Origin of the sequence: Propionimicrobium sp. PCR01-08-3 (genome assembly GCF_030286045.1) — a bacterium.
GTDB lineage: Bacteria > Actinomycetota > Actinomycetes > Propionibacteriales > Propionibacteriaceae > Brooklawnia.
In genome coordinates this window covers 2,135,812-2,159,660 of sequence record NZ_CP127390.1, presented here as the reverse complement: position 1 = coordinate 2,159,660, position 23,849 = coordinate 2,135,812, and the positions used below count along the sequence as shown (strand labels likewise).

Genomic DNA, 23,849 nt, shown 5'->3' with positions numbered 1-23,849 from the left:
TGAACTGGTCAATGTCGGCAGAGGCATAGTTTCTGGGCCTTGCCCGAGGCGGGTTGGGTGGCGAGAATTGGCCCGGGCCACGGGTACGCCCGTGATAAGTTGCGTTCGGTATTTCGATGAAGGAGTGAACCCTTGAATCCCTCCGATGAGCTTCCTCCATTCGGCGCCGGACGCCATTTGCTGAGCGTCCAGCAGTTCGACCGGGCCTCGCTACAACATCTTTTTGATCTGGCCGATCTGGTGCGTCCGATCGCCGAGCGCCGTGCCGTGTGCACCGTGCTCGACGGCGCCATTCTCGGCAGCCTGTTTTTCGAGCCGAGCACCCGTACCCGGTTGAGCTTCGAGTCGGCTTTCCTGCGGTTGGGTGGCGAGGTCACGACCACTACGGGATTCACCTTCTCGTCCATGGCCAAGGGGGAGTCGATCGCCGACACCTCACGGGTGGTTTCCGGTTACTCGGACGCCCTGGTCGTGCGCCATCCCGATGAGGGGTCGGTCGCCGAGTTCGCGGCAGCGTCGGTCGTCCCGGTGATCAACGCCGGCGACGGCGCGGGCGAACACCCCAGCCAGGCCCTTCTCGACTTCTACACTCTCGAATCCGAACTGCGCTCGCGCGGCAAGCCGGTGGATGGCTGCACGATCGCCATCGTCGGCGACCTGAAATATGGACGCACCGTGCACTCACTGATGAAGCTGTTGTCGCTGGCCGACTCCATCACGTTCAAGGTGTTCAGTCCGCCCAGCCTGGAGTTGCCGGTCGAGGTCGAGAAATATGCGCGAGAGCGCGGCCACCGGGTCATCGACTGCGAATCGGTGCCCGAAGCGGTGACCGGCGCCGATGTGGTCTATGCCACTCGGGTGCAGCGCGAGCGCATGACCGAAGAGGTGCTGGCTACGGCGAATATCTCCGGAAACCTGCTGAACAAGCAGATCCTCACCGAGGCTGAAGCGACCGACATCATCATCATGCATCCGTTGCCCAGGGACTCCAGGATGGATTCGTTCGACTTGTCCAGCGACGTGGACGACCTGCCGGGGCTTTCGATCTTCCACCAGACCGACAACGGTGTGCTGATCAGGATGGCAATCTTCCTCACCGCACTCGGCTGCTCGGCCGACTCGGTGAAGGCGACCATCAAACAACGCCCCTGGGATGCGACGCTTCGCTGGAACTAATTCTGCTTGGTGATGGCCTCCCACAGGCCGCTCAGGTAGGCGATCCCCAGGGCCCGGTCATACAGGCCGTAGCCCGGGCGTCCCTGCTCACCCCAGATGTCGCGTCCATGATCGGGACGGGCATATCCGTCGAAGCCGGAATCAAAGAACGCCTTCATGATCTCGTACATGTCGAGCGAGCCGTACGCGCTCGGGTGGGCGGATTCGTGGAAGTCGACATCGGAGGTGAATTTGATATTGCGGATTTGCGCAAATGGAACCTTGTCGCGTCCGGCAAATTCGCGGATCAAAGCGGGCACATCGTTGACCGGGTTTTCGCCGATCGACCCGGTGCAGAAGGTGAACCCGTTGTAGGGCGAATCGTGGAACGATTCGATACGACGTAGATCGTCCGCATTCTTGGCGATACGGGGCAGGCCGAACAGCGCTTTCGGTGGATCGTCCGGATGCATAGCCATCTTGACGTCGTATTTCTCGCAGGCCGGCATGATCGCCTGGATGAAGTACTTGAAGTTCTCCGCGAGGTCGTCCGAACTCAGCGGGGCATAGGCTTCCAGTAAATCCTGCAGATGCGATAGCCGTTCCGGCTCCCAGCCCGGCAGTTTGTGGCCGCCGAGGTTGTTGGCATTCATCCGATCCATGGTCTCTTGCGCGGTGCCCTGCACGAGCGCGTCCTCGTAGGCCATCGTGAAGGAGCCGTCGGGCAACGGATGACGCAATTCGGTGCGCACCCAGTCGAAGACCGGCATGAAGTTGTAGCAGATCACCTTCACGCCCACGGACGACAGGTTCTTGATCGTGGCGATGTAGTTCTCGATCGCCTGGTCGCGCCCCCGGCCGCCGATCTTGATGTCGTCATGAATATTGACGCTCTCGACCACTTCGAACTTCAGTCCCGCGGCCTCGATCTGATCGCGCAGCACAGTGATCTCGTCCATCGGCCACACTCCGCCGACCGGGACATCGAATAGTGCGCCGACAACGTGGGAAACGTTGGGCACCTGCCGGATGTATTCGAGGGGGATCGGGTCATCCTGTGCGCCGAACCAACGCATTCCAAACTTCACTGTGCCTATCTTCCTTCCATATCCGAGCACAACTCCGAGGTGGGAGCCAACATTTCGTCGGCTCCCACCTCTCGTCGCAGTTAACTACTTCGCGGGGTTTTCCTCATTTGCCTTCTTGGTGGCTTCGTAAAACGATGAGCGGAAATCGTTGGTGCTCATGTATTCCTCAACCATGGGGGCCACCAAAGCCTTGAATGCCTCGGTGTCGACATCGTCATTGAATTCGGCGCCCAGTGCCTTGCTGCGTTCGATCGACTCATCTTCATACGGAATGAAGTCCTCGCTGGCCTTCTGGCAAATTTCGGGAGCGATCTCCAACAGTGCTGCGCGATCGGCCTCGTCCATCTTGTCAAGAGTCTGAGTGCTCATCAGCAAGAAGTCGGGAATCATCAGGTGGCGAGTGTACGAGTAGTACTTGGCGACCTCATCGTGCTTCATGGCATTGAACGAAGGCTCATTGTTCTCGGCACCATCCAGCACGCCGGTTTGCAAAGCGGAATAGACCTCGCCGTAGCTCATGGGTGAGGGGATTCCTCCGAGAAGCTCCAGCATGCGTACCTGCGAATCTGACTGCTGAACGCGAAGCTTGAGACCTTTGAGGTCGTCCGGAGTCTTAATCGGATGCTTTGTATTGTAGATACTGCGCTGTCCTGCGTTGGCGCCGCCGAGAACACTGATCTGCTTGCTGTCTTCGAGCGAGCTAAACAGATCGGCATTGAGTTCGGTGTCGTTCAGGATTGCCATCTGGGCTTCCCGGGAGTCGAATACGTAGGGCAAGTTGTAGACGACGAAGTCCTCATTGAGTCCCTCGACATTGGCGCCGCCGATCCAGGCGAAATCGACGGTGCCATCCGAGAGGTTCTGGACGACCTCCGAACTGGTTCCCAACGTTTCGTTTCCGAAGACCTGTACGGTGTACCGGCCGTCGGTGGCCTCTTCGAGGCGCTCGGCCAACTCAAGACCCGCCTGGTATTGCGGATGCTCTTCGGGCTGGCTCACGGCGAGTTTGAGGACGGTTTGCTCTGTGGAGCCGCCGTCACCCTCGCCCGATCCGCCGCCACAGGCAGCGAGACCGATCGTGAGTAATCCTGCGACGGAGACTGTGAGCAGTCGTGTCTTTTTCATTGGTGCAGCGCCTTCCTTGGTGCTAATTGCGGACGTTCGACGGCCGAAGATCATTTCTGATCTGCTTGATGTTCGTGTTTCTTGAGGCTCTTGCCGACAGGTGAGAAAGCGCCTCAATGATCCATCGGATAGCAAGATGCTAGCACTAGTATGTCAGTTATGTCATCAGCTTGGTTCGCCGCAAATCGGATCAAATCGGCGTCAAGTGCGAGCCGTTAAGCTGGTCGCATGGGTGAAGCGAGGGGGACGACCAGGCAGCGAGTCTACGACGAGCTGCGCCGCAGGATCGTGACCCTGCAATATCCGCCCAAGGCGGCCATTTCCGAGAAGGACCTGGCCGGTGAACTCGGAGTCTCCAGGACTCCGGTGCGGGAAAGCTTGCTGAAGCTGAGGGAAGAGGGCTTCGTCCAGGTATTCCCACAGATGGGTACCTTCGTTTCGCACGTCGATATCGATCGGGTCAGTTTGGCCCAGTTCATTCGAGAGGCGATCGAGTGCACCGCGCTCGCAGGGTTCGTCCAGACCGATGAATCGACTGCTCATCTGGATGCTTTACACGAGAACTTGGCGGCTCAGCATCGGGTGGCTGCCGACGGGGGAGATCTTGCCGAGTTCTTCCAATTGGACGAGGCTTTTCATCTTGAGTTGCTCAAATTGACCGATCATGAGTCGGCCTGGCCCGTCGTTGCCGCCGAAAAAGGTCATCTCGACCGCGCGCGCCAGTTCGGTCTGGTGATTCATCCGATTGAGCACCTCATCGAGCAGCATCAGGGCGTCATTGACGGAGTGGAATCGGGCGAGCTCGGGCAGGCTGTGACCGTGTTGCGCCAGCATCTACGAGAGATTCTGATCGATCTGGCGAAAGTTCGCGATCAGAATCCCGAGATATTCGATTCGCTGCAGCTTCGTCCGGTACGCCGGCTCGTCACCACCCTCGAACCGAGATAGGCCGGGCCCGGAGACGGACAACGCAACGGAGGCAGCGGGTACGATGCGGCGACCAGCGGATGCCGCGTGCGCAACAGAGGACTTGAAGTATCCACGGTTCTCTCGATAAGGGCGGACCTCGCGGGAGAAAACCCATTAATCATGACCGGAAACAAAGTCCGGTACGATAGTCTTCCCCAATGAGTATGACCTTGGTCGTCGGAGTCGTGCAGTGAAACCGGTCGCCACCGAGCTGCGCACGCCCTGGGCCGACGAGGCGTTGGACGCGGAGTGCCCGCTGGCGAATTACCCGCGTCCACAACTGGAACGCAGCGAATGGTGTTGTCTCAACGGCACCTGGGAATACGCCATTCGTCCTTCATCGGTGGCGCAGTTGCTTCACGAACGCCCGCCGGAAAGCTACGACGGACGAATCCGAGTACCTTTCGCGCTGGAGACGGTCGCCTCGGGAGTCACTCGAGAACTGCTGCCCAGCGAGACGCTTTTCTACCGGCGCGTCATCGAATTCGATGAAGCATGGACGTCGCGCCGGATCGCCCTGAACTTCGAAGCAGTCGACTACCGAGCCGCCGTGTGGGCAAACGGCGTGCTTGTAGGCGAGCATCGCGGGGGATATCTGCCGTTCAGTGTCGAGCTTCCGGCGACTTCGGAACCTGTCGAAGTCGTGGTCGGCGTCCGCGATCCCGGACCGGCGGGCGGCCAACAGTACGGAAAACAAGCGCTTTCGACACCGAAAGAGATCTGGTATACGCCGACCAGCGGCATCTGGCAGACGGTCTGGGCCGAACCACTTCCGGCCAACGCCATCACCTCGGTCAACACCACCAGCTATGCCGAACTCGGTGGTTTCAGCGTCCTCGTACACACCGAGGAACCATGCCGTCTCGAGGTCGCCGTGGAATCTCCCGACGGCACACAGACGATCGCGCATGGCAGATCAGGCCGGCCGATCGAAGTCGCGCTGCCGTATCTGCGCCCGTGGACGCCGGACGATCCCTATCTCTATCGGGTCGAGGTCAGCAACACGGACGACAAGGTCACGTCCTGGGCGGGGCTGCGCACGGTCACGCTCGGCAGGGTCAAGGGGCAGCGCCGAATGGATCGGCCGGTGATATTGCTCAACGGTGAGCCGCTGCTGTTGAACGCCCCGCTCGACCAGGGGTATTGGCCGGAGAGCGGAATGACGGCACCTTGCGACGAGGCCCTGATCTTCGATCTGCAGCAGATGAAAGACCTCGGATTCAACGGCGTGCGCAAGCACGTCAAGGTCGAGTCGCGCCGGTTCTATCACCATGCCGACCGGCTCGGCATGCTGGTGATTCAAGACGTGGTCAACGGTGGACGCCCCCGGGTCGGCATTCCCCGGTCCCGCGCAGTGATGGCGCTCGACCTGCAAACCCGGGACCGGAGCCGGCGAGGACTCATCGCCGCCGGCCGTGGATCTCAACAAAACCGGGACGAGTTCGAGGCGGACATCGCCGGCATGATCAACGTGTTGCGCGGGCATCCGAGTGTCGCAATGTGGGTGATCTTCAACGAAGGTTGGGGGCAATATCACACCCTGCGCTTGGAAAGAATGGTCCGCAAACTGGACGACACCAGGTTGATCGATTCGGCGTCGGGCTGGTTCGATCAGCGCGGTGGTGACTTTCGCAGCCGCCACCGATATGTGCTCAAACTGAAGCGTCCACCACGAAGAGATCGTCGGCCGCTGCTCTTGTCAGAATTCGGCGGCTACTCTCTGAGCCTCGAAGGCCACCTATGGGAAGGGGCCGGGCGCTTCGGCTATCGCTTCTTCGACAACTCAGAACAGCTCAGTAAGGCGCTGGCCAAGCTCTATCGCGATCAACTCATTCCACTGGCCAAACACGGACTGCGAGGATGCGTCTACACGCAGGTGAGCGATGTCGAAATCGAAACAAACGGCCTCTTGAGCTACGACCGCAAGGTTCTCAAACCGGACGCCGAAAAGTTGCGTGCACTCAACACTGAGCTCTATCGGGCCTTCGAGAAGGCGCTGCCTCACAGGTGAGCCACCAGCGCCGGTCGTGCACGCTTGGCTGAGGGAGCCAAGGTGCGGCAGTGATCGCACCGATCAAGAGATGATCTGTCACCAGATGCGGAGGTGCTACGCGAGCCCGAGCCACTCCTTCCAGGCCGGTAGCTCGCGTGCGATCTGGGCCTCGCCCGCGGCATAGCTGCGAGCGAGCTTCACGACATGCTTCTCCTGGTTGTTGACCAGATATCCGTCGGGAAAGAAGACCATCGCATCGCCGGCCGCCTCCAACTCGAGCAGCTCCTCGCGAGTGCGGTTGTAGTTTGCTGCGCGCCGCGCCAACGCGTCGACCACCGCGGGGTATTGGCGGAAGTACTGGCGTACCATGCGGCTGATGCGCATGGGCTCCTTGATATATGACCTGGGGCGGGTCAGCACCACAAGAAACTTCTGGTAGCCGGCCGCCTTGGCCGCGTCCAACGCGATGCCGCCGCTGGGGCCGAGCGCTCCGTCCACGTAACTGTGCTCGCCGATGTGCACGGTAGGCATGAAGAAGGGCAGGGTCGATGACGACTGGACACGGATCATCAGATCGTGAGCGGTGGGGGTGTCGTCGCGCGTCCAATAGAAGGAGCGTCCGGTGTCGGCCTCGAAGACGCCCAGGCTCATGGCGGCGGGATTCGCTTGGAAGGTCGCGAAATCGTAGGGCAGGGCGCCGTCGGGGAGCCCGGATTCTTGATAGATGTAGTTGGCGTTGAACATGCCCCGGCCGCGCACGAAGGTTCGCAGGTTGCCGAAGAGCGGGTCGGCCGCGAAATCAACGAACGATTGACGCGCCCGGAGACCGTCTCTGGCGAGGTAGTTCGCGGTGTTGGACGATCCCGCCGAGATCCCGGCGACCCAGTCGAGGTGGATTCCTGCTTTGAGCAACGCCACCACCACCGCGGCCGTGTAACTGGCACGCATGCCTCCGCCCTCGAAAATGAGTGCGGTGTCGGTGACATTGCTGGTCAGAACAGGGGTAGTGAGGTGGTCGTGCATGTGCCCAGTCTTTCACGATCATCGGGTGTGTTCTCAGGATGGCCGCGCCAGCTGATGCTTCGGCACGGCGGCAGGTCACAGACCGAAAGACAAAGCAATGGCAGAATGAGGGGCGTGGGAGGTTCTGTGCAGGAGCCCCCGAGTGCGATGGACGGATCGATGTCAATGCGGCCTGCCCTGGCATGCACGAGCAGCGTCGGCCGATGGACGGTGCGCCCAGATAGTGAAAGAACTGAGAGGAAGAGCGTGAGCGACAAGAAGCTACAGGTCGGATTCGTGGGAGCCACCGGATTGATGGGTCACGGATTGGCGAAGAACATTTTGCTCAAGGGGTATCCGCTGGCCTACACGATGCGCAAACGCGCACCCGAGGGCCTGGACGAATTGGGTGCGACTCGCGCGTCCGACAACGTCGAACTGGGACGCACCAGCGACGTCATCGTGATCTGCATCACCACCGCTCAGGATGTGAAGCAGGTGGCGACCGAGATCTTGACCGACCCGAAGCCGGGCCTGCTCATCTTGGACGCCTCGACCTCCGAGCCTTCGGTCACCTACGAACTCGCCGAGCTCGCCAAGAGCAAGGGGGCAAAGTTCGCCGACATCCCGCTGACCCGCGGCCCTGCCGAAGCGGAGGCAGGCACCGTGAACGTGCTCGTCGGCGCGGACGACGAGTTGTTCGCCGAGGTCGAGCCGATCGTCTCCTGCTTCGCCGACAACATCTACCGCTGCGGCGACGTCGGTGCAGGGCACATCATCAAACTGGCCAATAACACCGCCTTCCAGGCCGCGCTGACCATCTTGGCCGAAGGCTTCTCGGTCTGCGTGAAGTCGGGTGTCGATCCGGCCAAGCTGGTCGAGGTGCTCGGCGGCGGCGGTTTCGCCAACGGCGGCACTCTGAACATCATGGGCAATTCGCTGAAGGGCGACTTCGAGACGCTGAAATTCCAGCTCGACAATGCCCGCAAGGACGTCCGCTACTTCTCCAGGCTGGCGGCGGATCTGAGTGTTCCGCTGAGCGTCGGCGACGGCGTCCATGAGGCACTCGAGATTGCCAGTGCCCAAGGGTTCGGTGGTGAGTTCTGTGCCGCTCTCACCAAGTCGCAGGAGAAGCTGAACAACATCGCCATTCAGTCGGCCGAGTAGCCGCAGCCTGAGCCTTCGCGGCCCGCCGTCCGCGTAAAAAGCGCACTTGGTATGCTGAGGCCGTCTGAGCGATGGACCGTTTCTACTGCTCGGGCCCGTGGAACTGACCGTCAGGTTTAGGTCCATCGCAGGAGCTTTCGAGTGGCCGATGGCGACTCGAAAGATTGAACCCCTGGCTTCATGAGAAGCCTTTTCACACTGGGAGGAGTGAACCGATGACGACACCTACTCCACCAGCAGGCGCGTCAACGGATGTCGTGGACCAAGTCCCCGACGACCTCGTTCTCGCCGGTGACTTCGAGGCACCCACGTACGATCGATGGGCAGCCGAAGTCGCCAAGGTATTGAACAAGGGACGTCCTGAAAACAAGCAGCTGAGCTCTGAGAAGGCTCTTGAGCGGCTGCAGGTCAGGACAGTTGACGATATCGTGATCGAACCCATCTACACCATCGATGACGCGATCGGTGATCTGGGAGCGCCTGCATCCGAGCCGTTCAGGCGCGGCACGACGGTACGCAACGGCGATATGGACGCGTGGGACGTTCGTGCGCTGCATGAGGATCCCGATACTGCGGTCACTCGCAAGATGATCACAGCCGATCTTGAGCGCGGCGCCACCAGCATCTGGTTGCGCGTGGATCCGGATGCCGTTGCCGCCAAAGATCTCGCCAGTGACCTCGGCGACGTGCTGCTCGATCTCGCAAAGATCGACGTATCGAGCCGTACCGATCAGCAGGCCGCGGCGGATGCGCTGCTCGCGATCTTCGAAGCGTCCGACAAGGACAAGTCGGAGTTGTCGCTGAACCTGGGCCTCGACCCGATCGGTTTCGCTGCGCTCAATGGGACGACGCCCGACCTCTCGAAGCTCGCCGGCTATGTGAAGCGCCTGGCCGAGTTTAAGAAGTCTCGTGCAATCGTCGTGGACGGCACCATCTATCACAACGCCGGTGCCGGCGATGTTCACGAGGTCGCCTGGATCGTGGCTGCCGCGGTCGAGTACGTGCGCAATCTCGTCGAGCAGGGCATCAGCGTGGACGACGCCTTCGACTCGATCAATTTCCGCGTCACGGCCGCCGTCGACGAACTGTTGACGATTTCCCGGCTGCGCGCCCTGCGTGTGGTGTGGGATCGCGTCGGCGAGGTCTTCGGCGTCAGCCCCGACAAGCGCGGAGCACGCCAGCAAGCAGTGACGTCGTGGCGTGAGATCACTCGTGACGATCCCTACGTCAACATCCTGCGCGGCGCCATCTCGACCTTCAACGCTGCCATCGGTGGCGCAGAGGCCGTTACCGTGCTGCCCTTCGACACCGCTTGGGGCCTGCCCAATGAGTTCAGCCGCCGTGTTGCTCGCAACACGCAGGTCGTGCTCTCGGAGGAGTCGAATATCGGGCGCGTGAACGACCCGGCCGGTGGCGCGTGGCTGTTCGAGTCGCTGACCAACGAGATCGCCGACGCCGCGTGGAAGGAATTCCAGGCCGTGGAGGCGGCCGGTGGAATGGTCGCCGCCCTGGGCGCAGGCCATGTCGCCGAGGTGCTCGCCGATCTCAATGCCAAGCGGGCCAAGCAGATCGCCACCCGTAAGCTGCCGGTCACCGGTGTTTCGGAGTTCCCGAACCCTGCGGAGAAGCCGGTCGAAGGACGGGTTGCTCGTCCGCAGGCCGAGTACGCGGGCCTGACCTGGACCCGCAACGCGGAGGTCTTCGAGGCCTTGCGCGATGCGACCGCCGGTAATGCGGACGCCAAGGTATTCCTGGCTTGCCTGGGAACCCGCCGTGACTTCGGTCCGCGCGAAGGCTTCGCGTCGAACTACTTCCACGTCGCAGGGTTGGAGACCCCGAGCGTGGAGAGCGGAGACGTCGCCGAAGTCGTGAAGGCTTGGCAGGCATCGGGTACGCCAGTGGTGTGCCTGTGCTCGTCCGGCAAGATCTACTCGTCGATCGGAGCCGAGGCCGCCAAGGCGTTGAAGGACGCCGGTGCCGCCAAGGTGCTGCTGGCAGGCAACATCAAGGAACTCGGTGACGTTGACACGTCCGGAATCATCGATGGAACCATCGCCATGGGCGTGGACGTCGTGAGCGGATTGAATGACATTTTGAACACACTGGGGGTGACTAAGTGAACGCCTTACCTCGTTTCGATCAGATCGAGCTGGGCACCCCTGCTATCTCAGCGGATGCGCAGGCTCGTTTCGACGAGATTCTGAACGCCGAAGGCCCCGTCGATTGGACGACCCCGGAAAAGATCGATGTCGAGCACCTGTATGGCGCCGACGTCTACGAAGGCATGGATCATCTGCATACCATGCCCGGTATTCCGCCGTTCCTGCGCGGGCCGTACGCGACGATGTACACATCGCGGCCGTGGACGATTCGCCAGTACGCGGGTTTCTCGACCGCTGAAGAATCGAACGCCTTCTATCGGCGCAACCTGGCCGCCGGCCAGAAGGGCCTGTCGATCGCATTCGATCTGCCGACCCACCGTGGCTACGACTCGGATAATCCGCGCGTGGCCGGCGATGTCGGTATGGCCGGTGTGGCCGTCGACTCGATTCTCGATATGCGGCAGCTGTTCGACGGTATTCCGCTCGATCAGATGTCGGTGTCGATGACCATGAACGGCGCCGTGCTGCCGATCTTGGCGCTGTATGTGGTGGCCGGTGAAGAGCAGGGCGTCAAGCCTGCCCAGATGGCCGGAACGATCCAGAACGACATCCTCAAGGAGTTCATGGTTCGTAACACCTACATCTACCCGCCGGCTCCGTCGATGCGGATCGTCTCCGACATCTTCGCGTTCACCAGCGCAAACATGCCGAAGTTCAACTCGATCTCGATTTCTGGCTACCACATGCAGGAAGCGGGAGCGACCGCGGACCTCGAGATGGCCTACACGCTGGCCGACGGTGTCGAGTACATTCGCGCCGGTGAATCGGTCGGTCTGAAGGTCGATCAGTTCGCTCCGCGGCTGTCGTTCTTCTGGGCGATGGGCACGAACTTCTTCATGGAAGTTGCGAAGATGCGCGCCGCCCGCATGCTGTGGGCACGGCTGGTTCGCCAGTTCGATCCGAAGAACCCGAAGTCGATGAGCCTTCGCACCCACTCGCAGACCTCCGGCTGGTCGCTGACCGCTCAGGATGTCTACAACAACGTGGTGCGTACCTGCATCGAGGCCATGGCAGCCACGCAGGGCCAGACCCAGTCGTTGCACACCAATGCGCTGGACGAGGCCATCGCGCTGCCGACCGATTTCTCGGCTCGTATCGCCCGTAACACCCAGCTGTTCTTGCAGCAGGAATCGGGCACCACGCACAGCGTTGACCTGTGGGGTGGTTCGGCATACGTCGAGAAGTTGACTCAGGAGCTGGCTCGTAAGGGCTGGGGGCTGATTCAGGAGGTCGAGAAGGCCGGTGGCATGACCAAGGCCATCGAGGCCGGCATCCCGAAGATGCGGATTGAAGAGGCTGCTGCTCGTGCTCAGGCTCGCATCGACTCCGGCCGTCAGCCGGTCATCGGCGTGAACAAGTACGTGCCCGAGCAAGACGATCCGGTCGAGGCTCTCAAGGTTGACAACCGCGCGGTGCGTGCCGAGCAGATCGCCAAGCTGGAGAAGCTGCGTGCGGGGCGCGATCCCGAGGCCGTCAAGAAGGCCCTCGAGAACCTGACCTGGGCGGCCGCGAATCCTGATCCGACCGATCCGGATCGTAACCTGCTGAAGTTGTGCATCGACGCTGCTCGTGCGCAGGCTTCCGTGGGCGAGATGTCGGATGCTCTGGAAAAAGACTTCGGACGCTACACCGCGCAGATCCGCACGATCTCCGGCGTGTATTCGAAGGAGTCCGGAAAGACGAAGGGCATGGAAGAAACCCACGAGCTTGTCGAGAAGTTCGAAGAGGTCGAGGGCCGTCGTCCGCGTATCTTGATTGCCAAGATGGGCCAGGACGGGCACGACCGGGGCCAGAAGGTGATCGCTACGGCCTTCGCCGATCTGGGATTCGATGTCGATGTCGGCCCGCTGTTCCAGACGCCTGAGGAGGCTGCTCGTCAGGCAGTTGAGGGTGATGTGCACGTCGTCGGCGTTTCGTCGCTGGCGGCCGGCCACCTCACCCTGGTTCCTGAGCTACGCAAGGAACTGGACAAGATGGGCCGCGAAGACATCATGGTCGTGGTTGGCGGTGTCATTCCCGAGCAGGACTTCCAGGAGCTGCGGGATGACGGCGCTGAGGCGATCTACCCGCCGGGAACCAACATTCCGGCCTCTGCCGCTGATCTGCTTCGCAAGCTGATCAAGAACGCTCAAGAGGATAATGAGTAGAAAAATTGATGTTCCGTCTCTGATCGACGGCGTCAAGGGTGGTGACCGGGCCGCACTGGCCCGGGCCATCACCCTCGTGGAGTCCCGCAAGCCAGCGCATCGGCCGCTGGCGCGGGAGCTCCTGCGAGAACTGACACCGCTGTCAGGCAACTCAATTCGACTGGGCTTGTCCGGTGTTCCCGGGGCAGGCAAATCCACCTTCATCGACGCGCTCGGCTGTGATCTGATCGAGCAGGGTCACCGGGTCGCCGTATTGGCGGTCGATCCGACCAGCTCGGTCTCCGGTGGCTCGGTGCTCGGCGACCGTACCCGGATGGGCCGGCTCGCCGAATCCGAAGCCGCGTTCATCCGGCCGTCACCTACGGGTCTGCAGCTCGGCGGTGTCGCCAGGGCGACCCGAGAAGGCATGGTGCTTGTCGAGGCCGCCGGCTATGACATCGTGATCGTGGAGACGGTCGGTGTCGGGCAATCCGAGGTCGCCGTGCAGGGCATGGTCGACACCTACTTGATTTTGATGCTGGCCCGTTCCGGTGATCAGCTGCAAGGCATCAAGAAGGGCATTCTCGAACTCGCCCAGGTGATCGCGGTCAACAAGGCCGATGGCGATAACGCCGGAGAAGCCCGGGTCACCGCACGCGAGCTATCGATCGCGATGAAGCTCGTCTCCAGTGACACCGAGCGCCGCGTCCCGGTGCTGACCTGTTCCGCGCTGAAGGAGATGGGCCTCGAAGAGGTCTGGCAGGCAGTCCTGGACCATCGCAAGTACCTGGAGCAGAAGTACGGGCTGGCCAATTATCGCGCCGCCCAGCAGGTCGGCTGGATGTGGAGCCTGACCGAGGCTGCGGTGCTCGACACGCTGCATGAGACCCATGACCTGCGCGAACTCGCCCGCGATATGGAGGCTCAGGTTCGTTCGGGCAGCCTCAATGCCCTGGACGCTTCCGCCGAGTTGCTGCGCCAGTTCGCCGCCAAGGTTCCCGAACAGGATTGGGCGCACGGCCGGTAGCAATACGTCTGACGTGGCAAATGGCTCCGGGCTCATTCGGCGCCGCGGAGCAGAATAGCGGATGTGAATGAGCGGTCAGGCGAGCATGAGCGACGACGGAAGAATTGGGCGGGCCCTGCGAAGACCGGCAAACGGTCTGCAGGCAGAGCACATGAGTCGAGCAGCGTAGGCCACGAACTTCCCGGCGTCGGCGAATATGCCATGCTGTCGGACCGGCACACCGCGGCATTGGTCGCACGGGGGAGTATCGATTGGCTGTGCGTCCCCAGGTTCGATTCTGGGGCGGTCTTCTGCCGATTGCTCGGTGACCGCGATGGCTCGCACTGGCTGATCGCGCCTCGTGGTGGACATATCGTCCGCCAGCAGTATCGCGACGCCAGCTTCATTCTGGATTGCGTCTGGGAGACTCCGACCGGCGTCGCTGCCAGCACGGACCTCATGCCCCTTGGACCGTCCCAGAACCGGGTCGAGATCATCCGGCAGATCAGCTGTACCAGCGGCGAGATCGATGTGGACGCCGCCCTCATCATGCGGTTCAACTACGGCCGCGTCACACCGTGGGTCAGGCAGCTCACCGACTCCAAAGGCGAGCAGGTGCTGTTCGCTCAGGCCGGGCCGGATTCCCTGACCCTGCACGGCCCCACACTTGAGCCTCATGGGTTGGCCCACCACGAGCGTTTTCACTTGACTGAGAGGCAGACCCTGACCTGGACGCTGACCTGGCGTCCGTCACATCTGCCGATAGCCGTGGACGAAAGCAGCGTCGACGAACGCATCGAGCGGACGCTGGCCGAAGTGCGCGGCTGGCATTCAGACCTGAAGGTGACCGGTCCCTACGCCCAGGCCGTCAGCCGCTCGATGTCGGTGCTGCATGCACTGACGCTGCGCGACACCGGCGGAATCGCGGCCGCGGCCACCACCTCGCTGCCCGAGCTCGTCGGCGGTGAACGCAACTGGGACTATCGCTTCTGCTGGCTTCGTGACTCGGCCATGACGATCTCCGCGCTGGCGGCACACGGACATCATCATGTCGCCGAGAGTTGGCGGCAATGGCTGCTGCGTGCGGTCGCCGGCGACCCGGAGGATCTGCAGATCATGTACGGCCTCGGCGGGGAGCGCGAGCTTCCTGAGCGGCAGCTCAGTCACCTCGCCGGGTATCGGGGATCGACACCTGTGCGGGTGGGCAACGCGGCCGTCGAGCAGTACCAGGCCGATGTCATCGGTGAGGTGATGGTCGCCCTGGCCTCGTTGCGCGATGGCGGGTTGACCGAGGACGAGTTCTCGTGGTCATTGCAGCGCAATCTGCTCACCCAGCTCATCCGGCGTATCGAGGAGCCCGATCGTGGCATCTGGGAGATCCGCGGCGTGCCACAGCGATTCACCCAGGGCAGGGTGATGATGTGGGCGGCATTCGACGCCGGGGTACGGGGCATCACCGATCACGGACTCACCGGGGACCTCAAGAACTGGACGCGGCTGCGCGACCGGCTTCGTAGTGAGGTCCTCTCACTAGCGGGAGACTGCGGATATTTTCCGCAGCATGACCACACCGGCGAGGTGGACGCTTCGCTGCTGCGTATTCCGCAGATCGGCTTCGTTGCATACGACGACCCGCTGATGCTCGCCACGGTTGCCCGCATCGAGCACGACCTGATCGACGGACACGGATTCGTTCGCAGGTACCGCACGACCGGAATCGACGGCCTGCCAGGTGACGAGGCGACATTTGTGATGTGCACGCTGTGGCTCGTCGAGCAATATGCGCATACCGGCCGCAAGGACGAAGCCGTGAAGCTGATGGATCAGGTGCTCGGAGCTCGTAGTGAGCTGGGCTTACTGGCCGAGGAATACGATCCGGCCAGCGGCCAACTGCTCGGCAACTACCCGCAGGCGTTCAGCCACCTGGCCCTGATCAGAGCCGCGGACGCGCTGTCGTAGGCCCGACTGAGGCAGAATGAACGAGTGGTGACCAACGAGATTCCGGTTTTTGGAGGTCGGCCCCAGCTGGCATCGCTGCCCGAGCGGGTTGCTATCGTGGCGAACCCCCTCAGCACCCGGGCGAGCAGTGCGATCTCCGAGATCGTCCGGCAGTGCCGCGGCGCCGGCATCGAGGTTCCCTCTTCGTTTACCACGACGGTCGGAGAACTGGGTGATGGCCAGGCGCGCCGTGCGGTCGCCGAGGGGGCCGAGCTGGTGATAGCGATCGGTGGCGACGGCACGGTACGCAAGGTCGCTGAAGGCGTGGCAGGCACCGGCGTGAGGCTCGGGATCATCGCCTTGGGAACCGGCAACGTGCTGGCGTCCAATCTCGGACTGACCAGACTGAGCCTGGCGGATCAGGCGAGCGCGGCCCTGCGTGGGCCTCACGTTGAGATGGACCTTGGCTGGGCGCGCATGCGCACCACGACTCGAGTGGCGACAGCGCAGGCGCCGGGCGAGGAGCGGAGCCCGCAGACCGGTGCGTCCGGTCAGGTTTCGAGCGAACAGCTGGTGTGCGAGGAGCCGTTCGTGACGATGTGCGGTATCGGACGCGATGCCCTGGCGGTGAGCCGAACCGGTTTGATATCGAAGAAGCGTGCGGGCTGGGGTGCCTATGCGCTGTCGGGAGCGGTCGAGGCGCTGCTGCCACCTATCGCGATGTCGGTTCAGATCGACGATGACCCGCTCACCGAGGTGCGCTGCTGGAGCGTGCTGGCCGGGAACACGCCCGGAGTTTTGGGAGGTGTGCTGGTCTATCCGGGCGCGTTGGCGGATGACGGCGAGTTGATGGCTCTCGAGGTGCCGTTGAAGCGGATCCATCAGTGGCTGCCGGTGATGATGAAGGGGCTCACCGGGCATGATCGTCCGGTACCGGCGTTGCGCTACAGCACGGCGAGAAGGCTGAGAGTTTGGCCGAGTCGCCCGCTGCCCGCGCAATTGGACGGAGACGTGGTCAACGATGTCGTCGAGTTGGACGTCAGCGTGCGTCGGAGGTGCGTGAAGATCCAGCTTCCGCTTTCAGCAGATGCGTAGACTGGGCCAATAAATAGGTGGGCTGCCGCTCACAGCAATAGGGTGGTCCCGTAGCAATCATCGGGTCCAGGTGCACTGACAGGCATCGTAGGCCGAAGCGACGAACCTGGACCGAGCCGACACAGTGTTGTCGAGACGGCGAGTGGAAGGAACAGCGTCAAGTGACCGATTCCGTGCGTATCACCGGTTTGGAAACCGACTTCGAGACATCCATTGTTCAGTCGACAGTCGGCTCGTCAGGTATCGACATAATGAAATTGCTGGATCAAACGGGATACACGACGTTCGACGATGGGTTGGCAAATACCGCGTCCACGAAGTCGTCGATCACCTATATCGACGGGGAAGCCGGAATCTTGCGATACCGCGGCTATCCCATCGAGCAGTTGGCCCGCGAATCCACCTTTTTGGAGACTGCTTATCTGGTGATTTACGGCGAATTGCCGAACGCGGCCGAATTGGCCGAGTGGGAGGACCGTATTCGCCGCAAGACCATGGTCGATGAGCGGATGCGCGAATTCTTCCGGATGTTCCCGCGCAGATCGCATCCGATGCCGGTTCTTGCCGCTGGGTTGATGATGTTGTCGACCTACAGCTTCGATTCGGTGGGGGACAGCCCCGACGCAGTCGAGAAGGCGACCGAGCGGCTGATCGCGAAGGTGCCGACGCTCGCGGCCTACGGTTACAAGAACTCGCGTGGTGAGGCGATGCTGTATCCGGATAACTCGCTCAGCTATATTGAGAATTTCATCCGGATGAGTTTCGCCTACCCGACCGAACCTTATGAATTCCACAAGGAAATCACCCGGGCACTCGAAGTGCTGCTGATTCTGCATGCCGATCATGAGCAGAATTGTTCGACCTCCACGGTGCGGTTGATCGGGTCATCGGGCGCGAATATCTATGCTTCGGTTTCCGGCGGCGTCAACGCACTGTCAGGGCCCTTGCACGGCGGTGCCAACCAGGCGGTCGTCGAGATGCTTGCGGCCATCAAGGACTCCGGGATGTCGGTCAAGGAATATGTGCAGCAGGTCAAGGACAAGAAGGCCGGCATCAAGCTGATGGGCTTCGGGCATCGCGTCTACAAGAACTATGATCCGCGTGCCGCAATCATCAAAGAGCACGCTGACAAGGTGATGAGCCTGAAAGCAGGACGCCGCGATCTGCTGGAGATCGCCCAGGAACTGGAGCAGGCGGCCATGGAGGACGACTACTTCACCGAACGCAAGCTCTACCCGAATGTCGACTTCTACTCCGGGCTGATCTACGAGGCGATGGGGTTCCCCAAGGAGATGTTCACCGTGCTGTTCGCGATCGGGCGGCTGCCCGGCTGGATAGCCCAGTGGCGCGAGCTCCGATCGGATCCGAAGGCCAAGATCGGTCGTCCGCGCCAGATCTACACCGGGGTACCCGAGCGCGAGTATGTGGCGATGAGAGATCGCAAGTAGCTCTGTTTGAGCCTTGAGACCCGGCGTCTCGTCCAGGTGGGGCGGGACGCCGCTCTTTCGGTCCCCAGTGCAGCCGCGCCCGAAATCGCCAGACGCGCCAGGTATATCTGGCGCGGGAGCAGATTTCGGGCGCGAATAGGCGAACAGAGCGCGTCGAACAAGCGAACAGAACAGAGCGCGCGAACAAGGGAATAGATCGCGTCGAATCTGTGAGGAAGTCTGCGCCTACTCAGCAGCACCACTGGCGGTCACCGGGGGCTCGGACGACCACGGGAACGCGATCCATTTGGCGGTCCGCTTCCACACATAGTCGGGTTCGACGATGGTGGTCGGCTTCGCGTAGATGACGGCGCTGCGCACCTCGGCACCGAAACCACGGAGCAGCTTCAGCACGAGCGCGAGGGTGCGTCCGGAGTCGACGACATCGTCCACCACCAGAATCCGGCGATCGCGGATCGAATCGGTATCGAGCATCGGCGCCAACAACACGGGGTCGGGCAAGGTCTCGGCGACATCGGTGTAGAACTCCACGTTGATGGCGTCGGTGAGTTTCACGCCCAAGGCGTAGGTGAGCGCGCCGGCCGGAATCATGCCGCCGCGGGCGACCCCGATGATGACCTCCGGGTCGAAATCCGAATCGGCGATTTCTTGGGCAAGTTCTCGTGAGCCTGCACCGAACCCCTCCCAGGTAAGAATTTCCTTGTCTTCGAGGTCACTGGAGTCCGCGTGGTAGGCCATGGGCACATAGTAGTCAGTTCATAAAGAGGCCGTCACCCGAGCTGCTTCGGCCGGAAGGCGGCACTCGGCCGGCGACCGAGCTGCCGTCGGTCTTCAGGCAATGCGTGGGATGCGAGCCTCGGCAACTGTTGCCATGTCTGCTGATTGAGCGTCCCGAACGATGGCTGTCGCCAGGCAAGCGTGGGGGAGGGTGCGTTAGGCTTTGGGGTGGATTCTCCGCGCTTATGGCAAGACGCTCAGCGGATCTAATGCAAAGGAAGCAATGTGAGCAATTTCACTTGGACCGACGAAGACCGCAGGGCAGTAGACACCGCGCGTGTGTTGGCTGCCGACGCGGTACAGAAGGTCGGCAACGGGCATCCGGGAACCGCTATTTCGCTTGCCCCGGTTGCCTACCTGCTGTACCAGAAGGTGATGAAGACCGATCCCAACGACGAGAAATGGATCGGACGCGACCGTTTCGTTCTGTCGGCGGGTCACGCGTCGATCCTTCAGTACAACCAGCTTTTCCTCGGCGGGCTCGGCCTCGAACTGGACGACATCGAGTCGCTGCGCACCTTCGGGTCACGCACCCCGGGCCACCCCGAGTACGGACACACCAAGTTCATCGAGACCACCACCGGCCCGCTCGGTGCGGGCGTGAGCAATGCCGTCGGCATGGCGATGGCCGCCCGGCGTGCTCGCGGCGTCTACGACCCCGATGCCGATGGCGAGTCGATCTTCGACCACTTCGTCTACACCATTTTGGGTGACGGCTGCATGCAAGAAGGCGTGCAGGCCGAGGCCGCGTCCCTGGCGGGAACCCAGGAACTGGGCAACCTCATCATGATTTACGACGACAACCGGATCTCGATCGAGGGCGACACCAAGATCTCGTTCGGCGAGGACGTGTCGGCCCGCTACGAGGCCTACGGATGGCATGTGCAGCAGGTCGACTGGACCGGCGGCTCAACCAGCTACGGCGAGAACATCGAGCAGCTCTACGACGCGATCATTGCTGCGCAGCAGGTCACCGACAAGCCGTCGTTGATCCACCTCTCCACGATCATCGGCTGGCCGCTGCCCAATCTGCAAGGTTCTGAGAAGGTCCACGGTGCGGCTCTCGGTGATGAGGAGATCGGTCTTCTCAAGGATCTGTTGAAGTTCCCGCACGAGAGCTTCGGGATCGAAGATGAGGTCGTTGACTTCACCCGCAGGCAGTTGCGCGAGCGCGGCAAGGCCCTTCGCGACGAGTGGAACGTCAAGTTCGACAAGTGGAGCGAAAACAATCCCGAGGGCAGGGCGCTGCTGGACCGCGTGCGGGCACGAAAGCTGCCGGACGATCTTGAGCTGCCGACCTTCGAGGAAGGTTCGAAGGCGACACGCGCGGCGTCCGGTGAGGTGCTGGCGGCGTTGGCGCCGCAGCTGCCGGAGTTGTGGGGTGGTTCCGCCGATCTTGCCGGCTCGAACAACACCACCATGAAGGGCGAACCGAGCTTCCTGCCCGCCGACCGCGCCACGACTGAATGGCCGGGCGGGCTGTATGGACGCACGCTGCACTTCGGTATCCGTGAGCATGGCATGGGCGGCATCGTCAACGGCATCAACGCGGACGGGCTGACCCGCGCCTATGGCGGTACCTTCTTCGTGTTCGCCGACTACATGCGTCCGGCCGTGCGGCTGGCAGCGATCTCGGGCTTCCCGAGCATCTTCGTGTGGACGCACGACTCGATCGGTGTCGGCGAGGACGGCCCGACCCACCAGCCGATCGAGCACCTGGCCGCCTACCGGGCAATTCCGGGGCTGTCGATCGTGCGTCCGTCGGATGCCAACGAGACCGCCGTTGCCTGGCATGAGATCCTCAAGCTCACCGACCAGCCGGCCGGCTTGATCCTCACCCGTCAGAACACCCGGATCGTCGATCGCACCAGCGGGGAGTTCGCTTCCGCCGAGGGCTTGGCCAAGGGCGCCTACGTGCTGAAGGAAGCCAGCGCCGTTCCGCAGGTGATCTTGATCGGTACCGGGTCTGAGGTCGAGGTCGCACTGGACGCTCAGACTGCGCTCGAGGCCGAAGGCGTGCCGACTCGCGTGGTGTCGATGCCGTGTCAGGAATGGTTCGACGCGCAGCCCGAGGAGTACCGCAACGAGGTGCTGCCGCCCGAGGTGAAGGCGCGGGTGAGCGTCGAGGCAGGCATCGCCCGAGGTTGGGAGAAATACGTCGGCGATCAGGGCCGTTCGGTTTCGATCGAGCACTACGGTGCGTCCGGCAAGGGCACCGTGCTGTTCACCGAATTCGGCCTGACTTCGGACGCGGTCGTCGCCGCGGCCAAGGAGTCGCTGGAGGCCTGAGGGTCCGCTTGATAAGAATTGAGCAAGAACGAATAGCTGGTGGGGTCGGCCTTCGGGTCGGCCCCACCAGTGTTTCGCGATGAGTAGTGGAGGCGTTCAGGCATGGGGTCAGCATCGGCACCGACTCAGGAAACGTGGCCGACGAAGGCTAAGGTAGCGATTCGCCGGGCGACCCTGGCGGACGCTCCGGCGATCCACGCCGTTGTCGAGTCGGCATACCGGGATCAGACCGCGACCGGGTGGACGACCGAGGCCAACATTTTGGCCGGCAAGCGCACGCGTCCGGAAGCCATTGATGAGCAGATCAGCAGACCGGATTCGATGATGCTCGTCGCCTGCGATCCGGGCAATGGCGGTGCCGTGCTGGGCACCTGCCATATCGAAAAACACGATGGCTACGGATATTTCGGGATGTTTGCCGTCGATCCCACGGCCCAAAGCCGAGGCATCGGACGCGCGCTATCTGACGCGGCTGAGCAGGTCGTGACGAAACAATGGCAGCTCGACCGCATGCAAATGACCGTGATCGCACAACGGGGCGACCTGATCGCGTGGTACGAACGGAACGGTTACGTGCGCACCGGGGCGACCGAGCCGTTCCCGGGCGGTGAGACCTCGACCCCCTTGATCGACGACATTCACATGGTCGTGTTGGAGAAGCTGTTGGCGTGAAAAAGCTGGTTACGCCAGGGTCCGGCGGGGCCCTTTGCTTAAAACCGCCGCCGCTGCGCTCGGCTATTGGCGCCCGGGGACGGGCGATGGCTGACCGAGACCAGAACGACCGGATCAGCTGAAGAGATCTACGCTCGAGGTATGAGCGATGCACACGATGAGGTGAGCAGGGCTGTTTCGGCCGCACGTACTCGGTTCGAATCGGGGCGGACGCGTCCGCTGGCGGCGCGTCGCAGAAACTTGCGGGCGTTACGGAAACTGATCACCGAGAATGAACGCGAGTTCGCTCGCGCGGTGCACCAAGATCTCGGCAAATCGGCAACCGAGACCGGACTGATGGAGATCAGCATCGTCCTCGGCGAGGTCTCGCATGCGCTGCGGCATCTGCGTCGGTGGCAGCGTCCGAAGCCGGTGAGATTGCCTGTCACGTTGTGGCCGGGCCATGCCCATCTGGCGCCGGAGCCGTTGGGTGTGGTGCTGATCTTGGCACCCTGGAACTATCCGATCCAGCTGCTGCTGGCCCCGCTGGCCGGTGCGCTTGCCGTCGGAAACACGGCTGTGCTGAAGCCAAGTTCGCAGACGGTTGCGACCTCGGGATTACTGGTGCGGCTGATTCCACGGTATTTCCCCGATGGCGCGGTGACGATCGTGGATGGCCAGACTGCGCGGGAAGGCGAACTGCTGAAGCGGCGGTTCGACCACATCATCTTCACGGGCAGCGCCGACTTCGGGCATGAGATATTGCGGGCGGCGGCCGAGCATCTGACCTCGGTGACCTTGGAGCTTGGTGGTAAGTCGCCGGCCTGGTTCGACGACGACCGGCATATTGATCGCGCGGCGCGGCGATTGGCGTGGGCGAAATTCAGCAACGCGGGCCAGACCTGCGTCGCGCCGGATTATGTGATGACCACTCCCGATCGTGTCGACGCACTGGCCGCGGCGCTTGGCCGGGCGATCTGGGAGCTGTGGGGCGACGATCCACGGACCAGCCCGGATTATGGGCGGATCATCAGTGCGAAGCATGTGGATCGTCTCGCATCGTATCTGGACGACGTCGATGTACGCGTGGGCGGTCAATTCGACAGGGACGATCGGTACGTTGCGCCGACGGTCGTCGTGGTGGGTCAGGGGCAGCCTGTTGTGGGCGCGGAGGCGGCTGCCGCCGTGATGCGCCGTGAGATCTTCGGACCGATCCTGCCCGTGGTGTCGGTCGCGTCTCCGCAGGCAGCAGCGGATGCGATCAAGGGATTCGAGAAGCCCCTGGCGATGTATGTCTTCAGTGGCTCAAGGCGGACGCGGAGGTTGTTCGAGCGGGCCACCTCGTCCGGAGCGATGGTGCACGGAGCCGGACTGGTGCAGTTGGCTGCGTCCGGACTGCCGTTCGGGGGAGTGGGTGGCAGCGGCATGGGCGCCTATCACGGCGAGTACTCGTTCAAGGCGTTCTCCCATGCCAAACCCGTGTTGACCAAGCCGCTCCGGCCGGACGTCTTACGGCTGGTGCAGCCGCCGTATCCGCAACCGTGGACCGGCTTGGTCCAGCAACTGATGCGCAGAGGCTGACGGTGGCGCCCTGGGCATGCCTCTAGCGAGGCGGAAGATAACGACAGATCTGCTTCACCCGGCCAGCGAACGCGGTCGTCGAATAACGCAGTGGCGATCGATGAGTACCGGCGCCGACGACCGGCGGTCATTCGGACTCGATTTTTTTAACGGCGTCGCACGCGGGGATCCAGGTCCAATGCGCTCCTCAACCCGAACCCGTGTGAGGGATCGCTGGGTTCAGGCAGGATGAGTTCAGAGATCCGCGTAGCTGCATGTCCATCGACAGGTAGGCCTG

17 protein-coding genes are annotated in these 23,849 nt (G+C 62.3%); 13 read left to right on the top strand and 4 right to left on the bottom strand.

The features are described from left to right. Window positions 1–132 precede the first annotated feature (132 nt). Window positions 133–1,176, top strand: coding sequence for an aspartate carbamoyltransferase (gene pyrB / locus QQ658_RS09895; RefSeq protein ID WP_286024692.1), 1,044 nt, complete (start codon window positions 133–135; stop codon window positions 1,174–1,176). On the opposite strand, the gene QQ658_RS09890 is transcribed toward pyrB, so the two are convergent. After that, the gene (locus tag QQ658_RS09890; protein WP_286024691.1) at window positions 1,173–2,243 is read right to left on the bottom strand and encodes a mannonate dehydratase; all 1,071 of its coding nucleotides are present in this window, start codon (window positions 2,241–2,243) and stop codon (window positions 1,173–1,175) included. The two genes, pyrB and QQ658_RS09890, sit on opposite strands and share 4 nt — an antisense overlap. 84 nt (window positions 2,244–2,327) lie before the next feature. Next, entirely contained in the window at window positions 2,328–3,368 is a 1,041-nt protein-coding gene (locus tag QQ658_RS09885) for a TRAP transporter substrate-binding protein (protein ID WP_286024690.1), read from the bottom strand. Window positions 3,369–3,596: 228 nt separating this feature from the next. Between QQ658_RS09885 and QQ658_RS09880 the strand changes: the two genes are divergently transcribed. Both QQ658_RS09880 and QQ658_RS09875 read left to right on the top strand, forming a co-directional pair. Then, a complete protein-coding gene (locus QQ658_RS09880; protein WP_286024689.1) occupies window positions 3,597–4,316 on the top strand; it encodes a GntR family transcriptional regulator in 720 nt (239 codons plus the stop codon). A gap of 211 nt (window positions 4,317–4,527) precedes the next feature. Further along, complete coding sequence (locus tag QQ658_RS09875; RefSeq protein ID WP_286024688.1) at window positions 4,528–6,348, top strand: glycoside hydrolase family 2 protein; 1,821 nt, start codon at window positions 4,528–4,530, stop codon at window positions 6,346–6,348. Between the two features lie 96 nt (window positions 6,349–6,444). Here the strand turns inward: QQ658_RS09875 and QQ658_RS09870 are convergent, their stop codons facing one another. Continuing rightward, on the bottom strand, window positions 6,445–7,326 hold the full coding sequence (locus tag QQ658_RS09870; protein WP_353057960.1) for a patatin-like phospholipase family protein: 882 nt from the start codon (window positions 7,324–7,326) through the stop codon (window positions 6,445–6,447). Between the two features lie 273 nt (window positions 7,327–7,599). Here QQ658_RS09870 and QQ658_RS09865 point away from each other — a divergent pair, with 273 nt between their 5' ends. The 7 genes from QQ658_RS09865 to QQ658_RS09835 all read left to right on the top strand — a co-directional run bounded on the left by QQ658_RS09865 (window position 7,600) and on the right by QQ658_RS09835 (window position 18,274). Then, the gene (locus tag QQ658_RS09865; protein ID WP_286024686.1) at window positions 7,600–8,499 is read left to right on the top strand and encodes an NAD(P)-dependent oxidoreductase; all 900 of its coding nucleotides are present in this window, start codon (window positions 7,600–7,602) and stop codon (window positions 8,497–8,499) included. Between the two features lie 215 nt (window positions 8,500–8,714). Next, window positions 8,715–10,619 (top strand): methylmalonyl-CoA mutase small subunit, encoded by a 1,905-nt coding sequence (mutA, locus tag QQ658_RS09860; protein WP_286024685.1) that lies wholly within the window; start codon window positions 8,715–8,717, stop codon window positions 10,617–10,619. Continuing rightward, window positions 10,616–12,808, top strand: coding sequence for a methylmalonyl-CoA mutase (scpA, locus tag QQ658_RS09855; RefSeq protein ID WP_286024684.1), 2,193 nt, complete (start codon window positions 10,616–10,618; stop codon window positions 12,806–12,808). The genes mutA and scpA overlap by 4 nt, the downstream gene beginning before the upstream one ends. Continuing rightward, window positions 12,801–13,814, top strand: a complete 1,014-nt coding sequence (gene meaB, locus QQ658_RS09850) for a methylmalonyl Co-A mutase-associated GTPase MeaB (protein ID WP_286024683.1) — start codon at window positions 12,801–12,803, stop codon at window positions 13,812–13,814. The genes scpA and meaB overlap by 8 nt, the downstream gene beginning before the upstream one ends. A 63-nt stretch (window positions 13,815–13,877) precedes the next feature. Beyond that, window positions 13,878–15,752: a glycoside hydrolase family 15 protein gene (locus tag QQ658_RS09845; RefSeq protein ID WP_286024682.1), complete on the top strand. Its 1,875-nt coding sequence runs from the start codon at window positions 13,878–13,880 to the stop codon at window positions 15,750–15,752. 24 nt (window positions 15,753–15,776) lie between these two features. Further along, complete coding sequence (locus QQ658_RS09840; protein ID WP_286024681.1) at window positions 15,777–16,826, top strand: diacylglycerol/lipid kinase family protein; 1,050 nt, start codon at window positions 15,777–15,779, stop codon at window positions 16,824–16,826. A gap of 161 nt (window positions 16,827–16,987) precedes the next feature. Then, entirely contained in the window at window positions 16,988–18,274 is a 1,287-nt protein-coding gene (locus tag QQ658_RS09835) for a citrate synthase (protein ID WP_286024680.1), read from the top strand. A gap of 225 nt (window positions 18,275–18,499) precedes the next feature. Here the strand turns inward: QQ658_RS09835 and QQ658_RS09830 are convergent, their stop codons facing one another. After that, complete coding sequence (locus tag QQ658_RS09830) at window positions 18,500–19,012, bottom strand: phosphoribosyltransferase (protein ID WP_286024679.1); 513 nt, start codon at window positions 19,010–19,012, stop codon at window positions 18,500–18,502. A gap of 264 nt (window positions 19,013–19,276) precedes the next feature. Here QQ658_RS09830 and tkt point away from each other — a divergent pair, with 264 nt between their 5' ends. From tkt to QQ658_RS09815, 3 genes are all read left to right on the top strand, one after another. Next, window positions 19,277–21,340 carry a transketolase gene (gene tkt / locus QQ658_RS09825; protein WP_286024678.1) on the top strand — a complete coding sequence of 688 codons (2,064 nt, stop codon included), beginning with the start codon at window positions 19,277–19,279 and terminating at the stop codon, window positions 21,338–21,340. A gap of 102 nt (window positions 21,341–21,442) precedes the next feature. Continuing rightward, window positions 21,443–22,012, top strand: coding sequence for a GNAT family N-acetyltransferase (locus tag QQ658_RS09820; protein ID WP_286024677.1), 570 nt, complete (start codon window positions 21,443–21,445; stop codon window positions 22,010–22,012). A gap of 66 nt (window positions 22,013–22,078) precedes the next feature. Next, window positions 22,079–23,572, top strand: coding sequence for an aldehyde dehydrogenase family protein (locus tag QQ658_RS09815; protein ID WP_286024676.1), 1,494 nt, complete (start codon window positions 22,079–22,081; stop codon window positions 23,570–23,572). Window positions 23,573–23,849 lie beyond the last annotated feature (277 nt).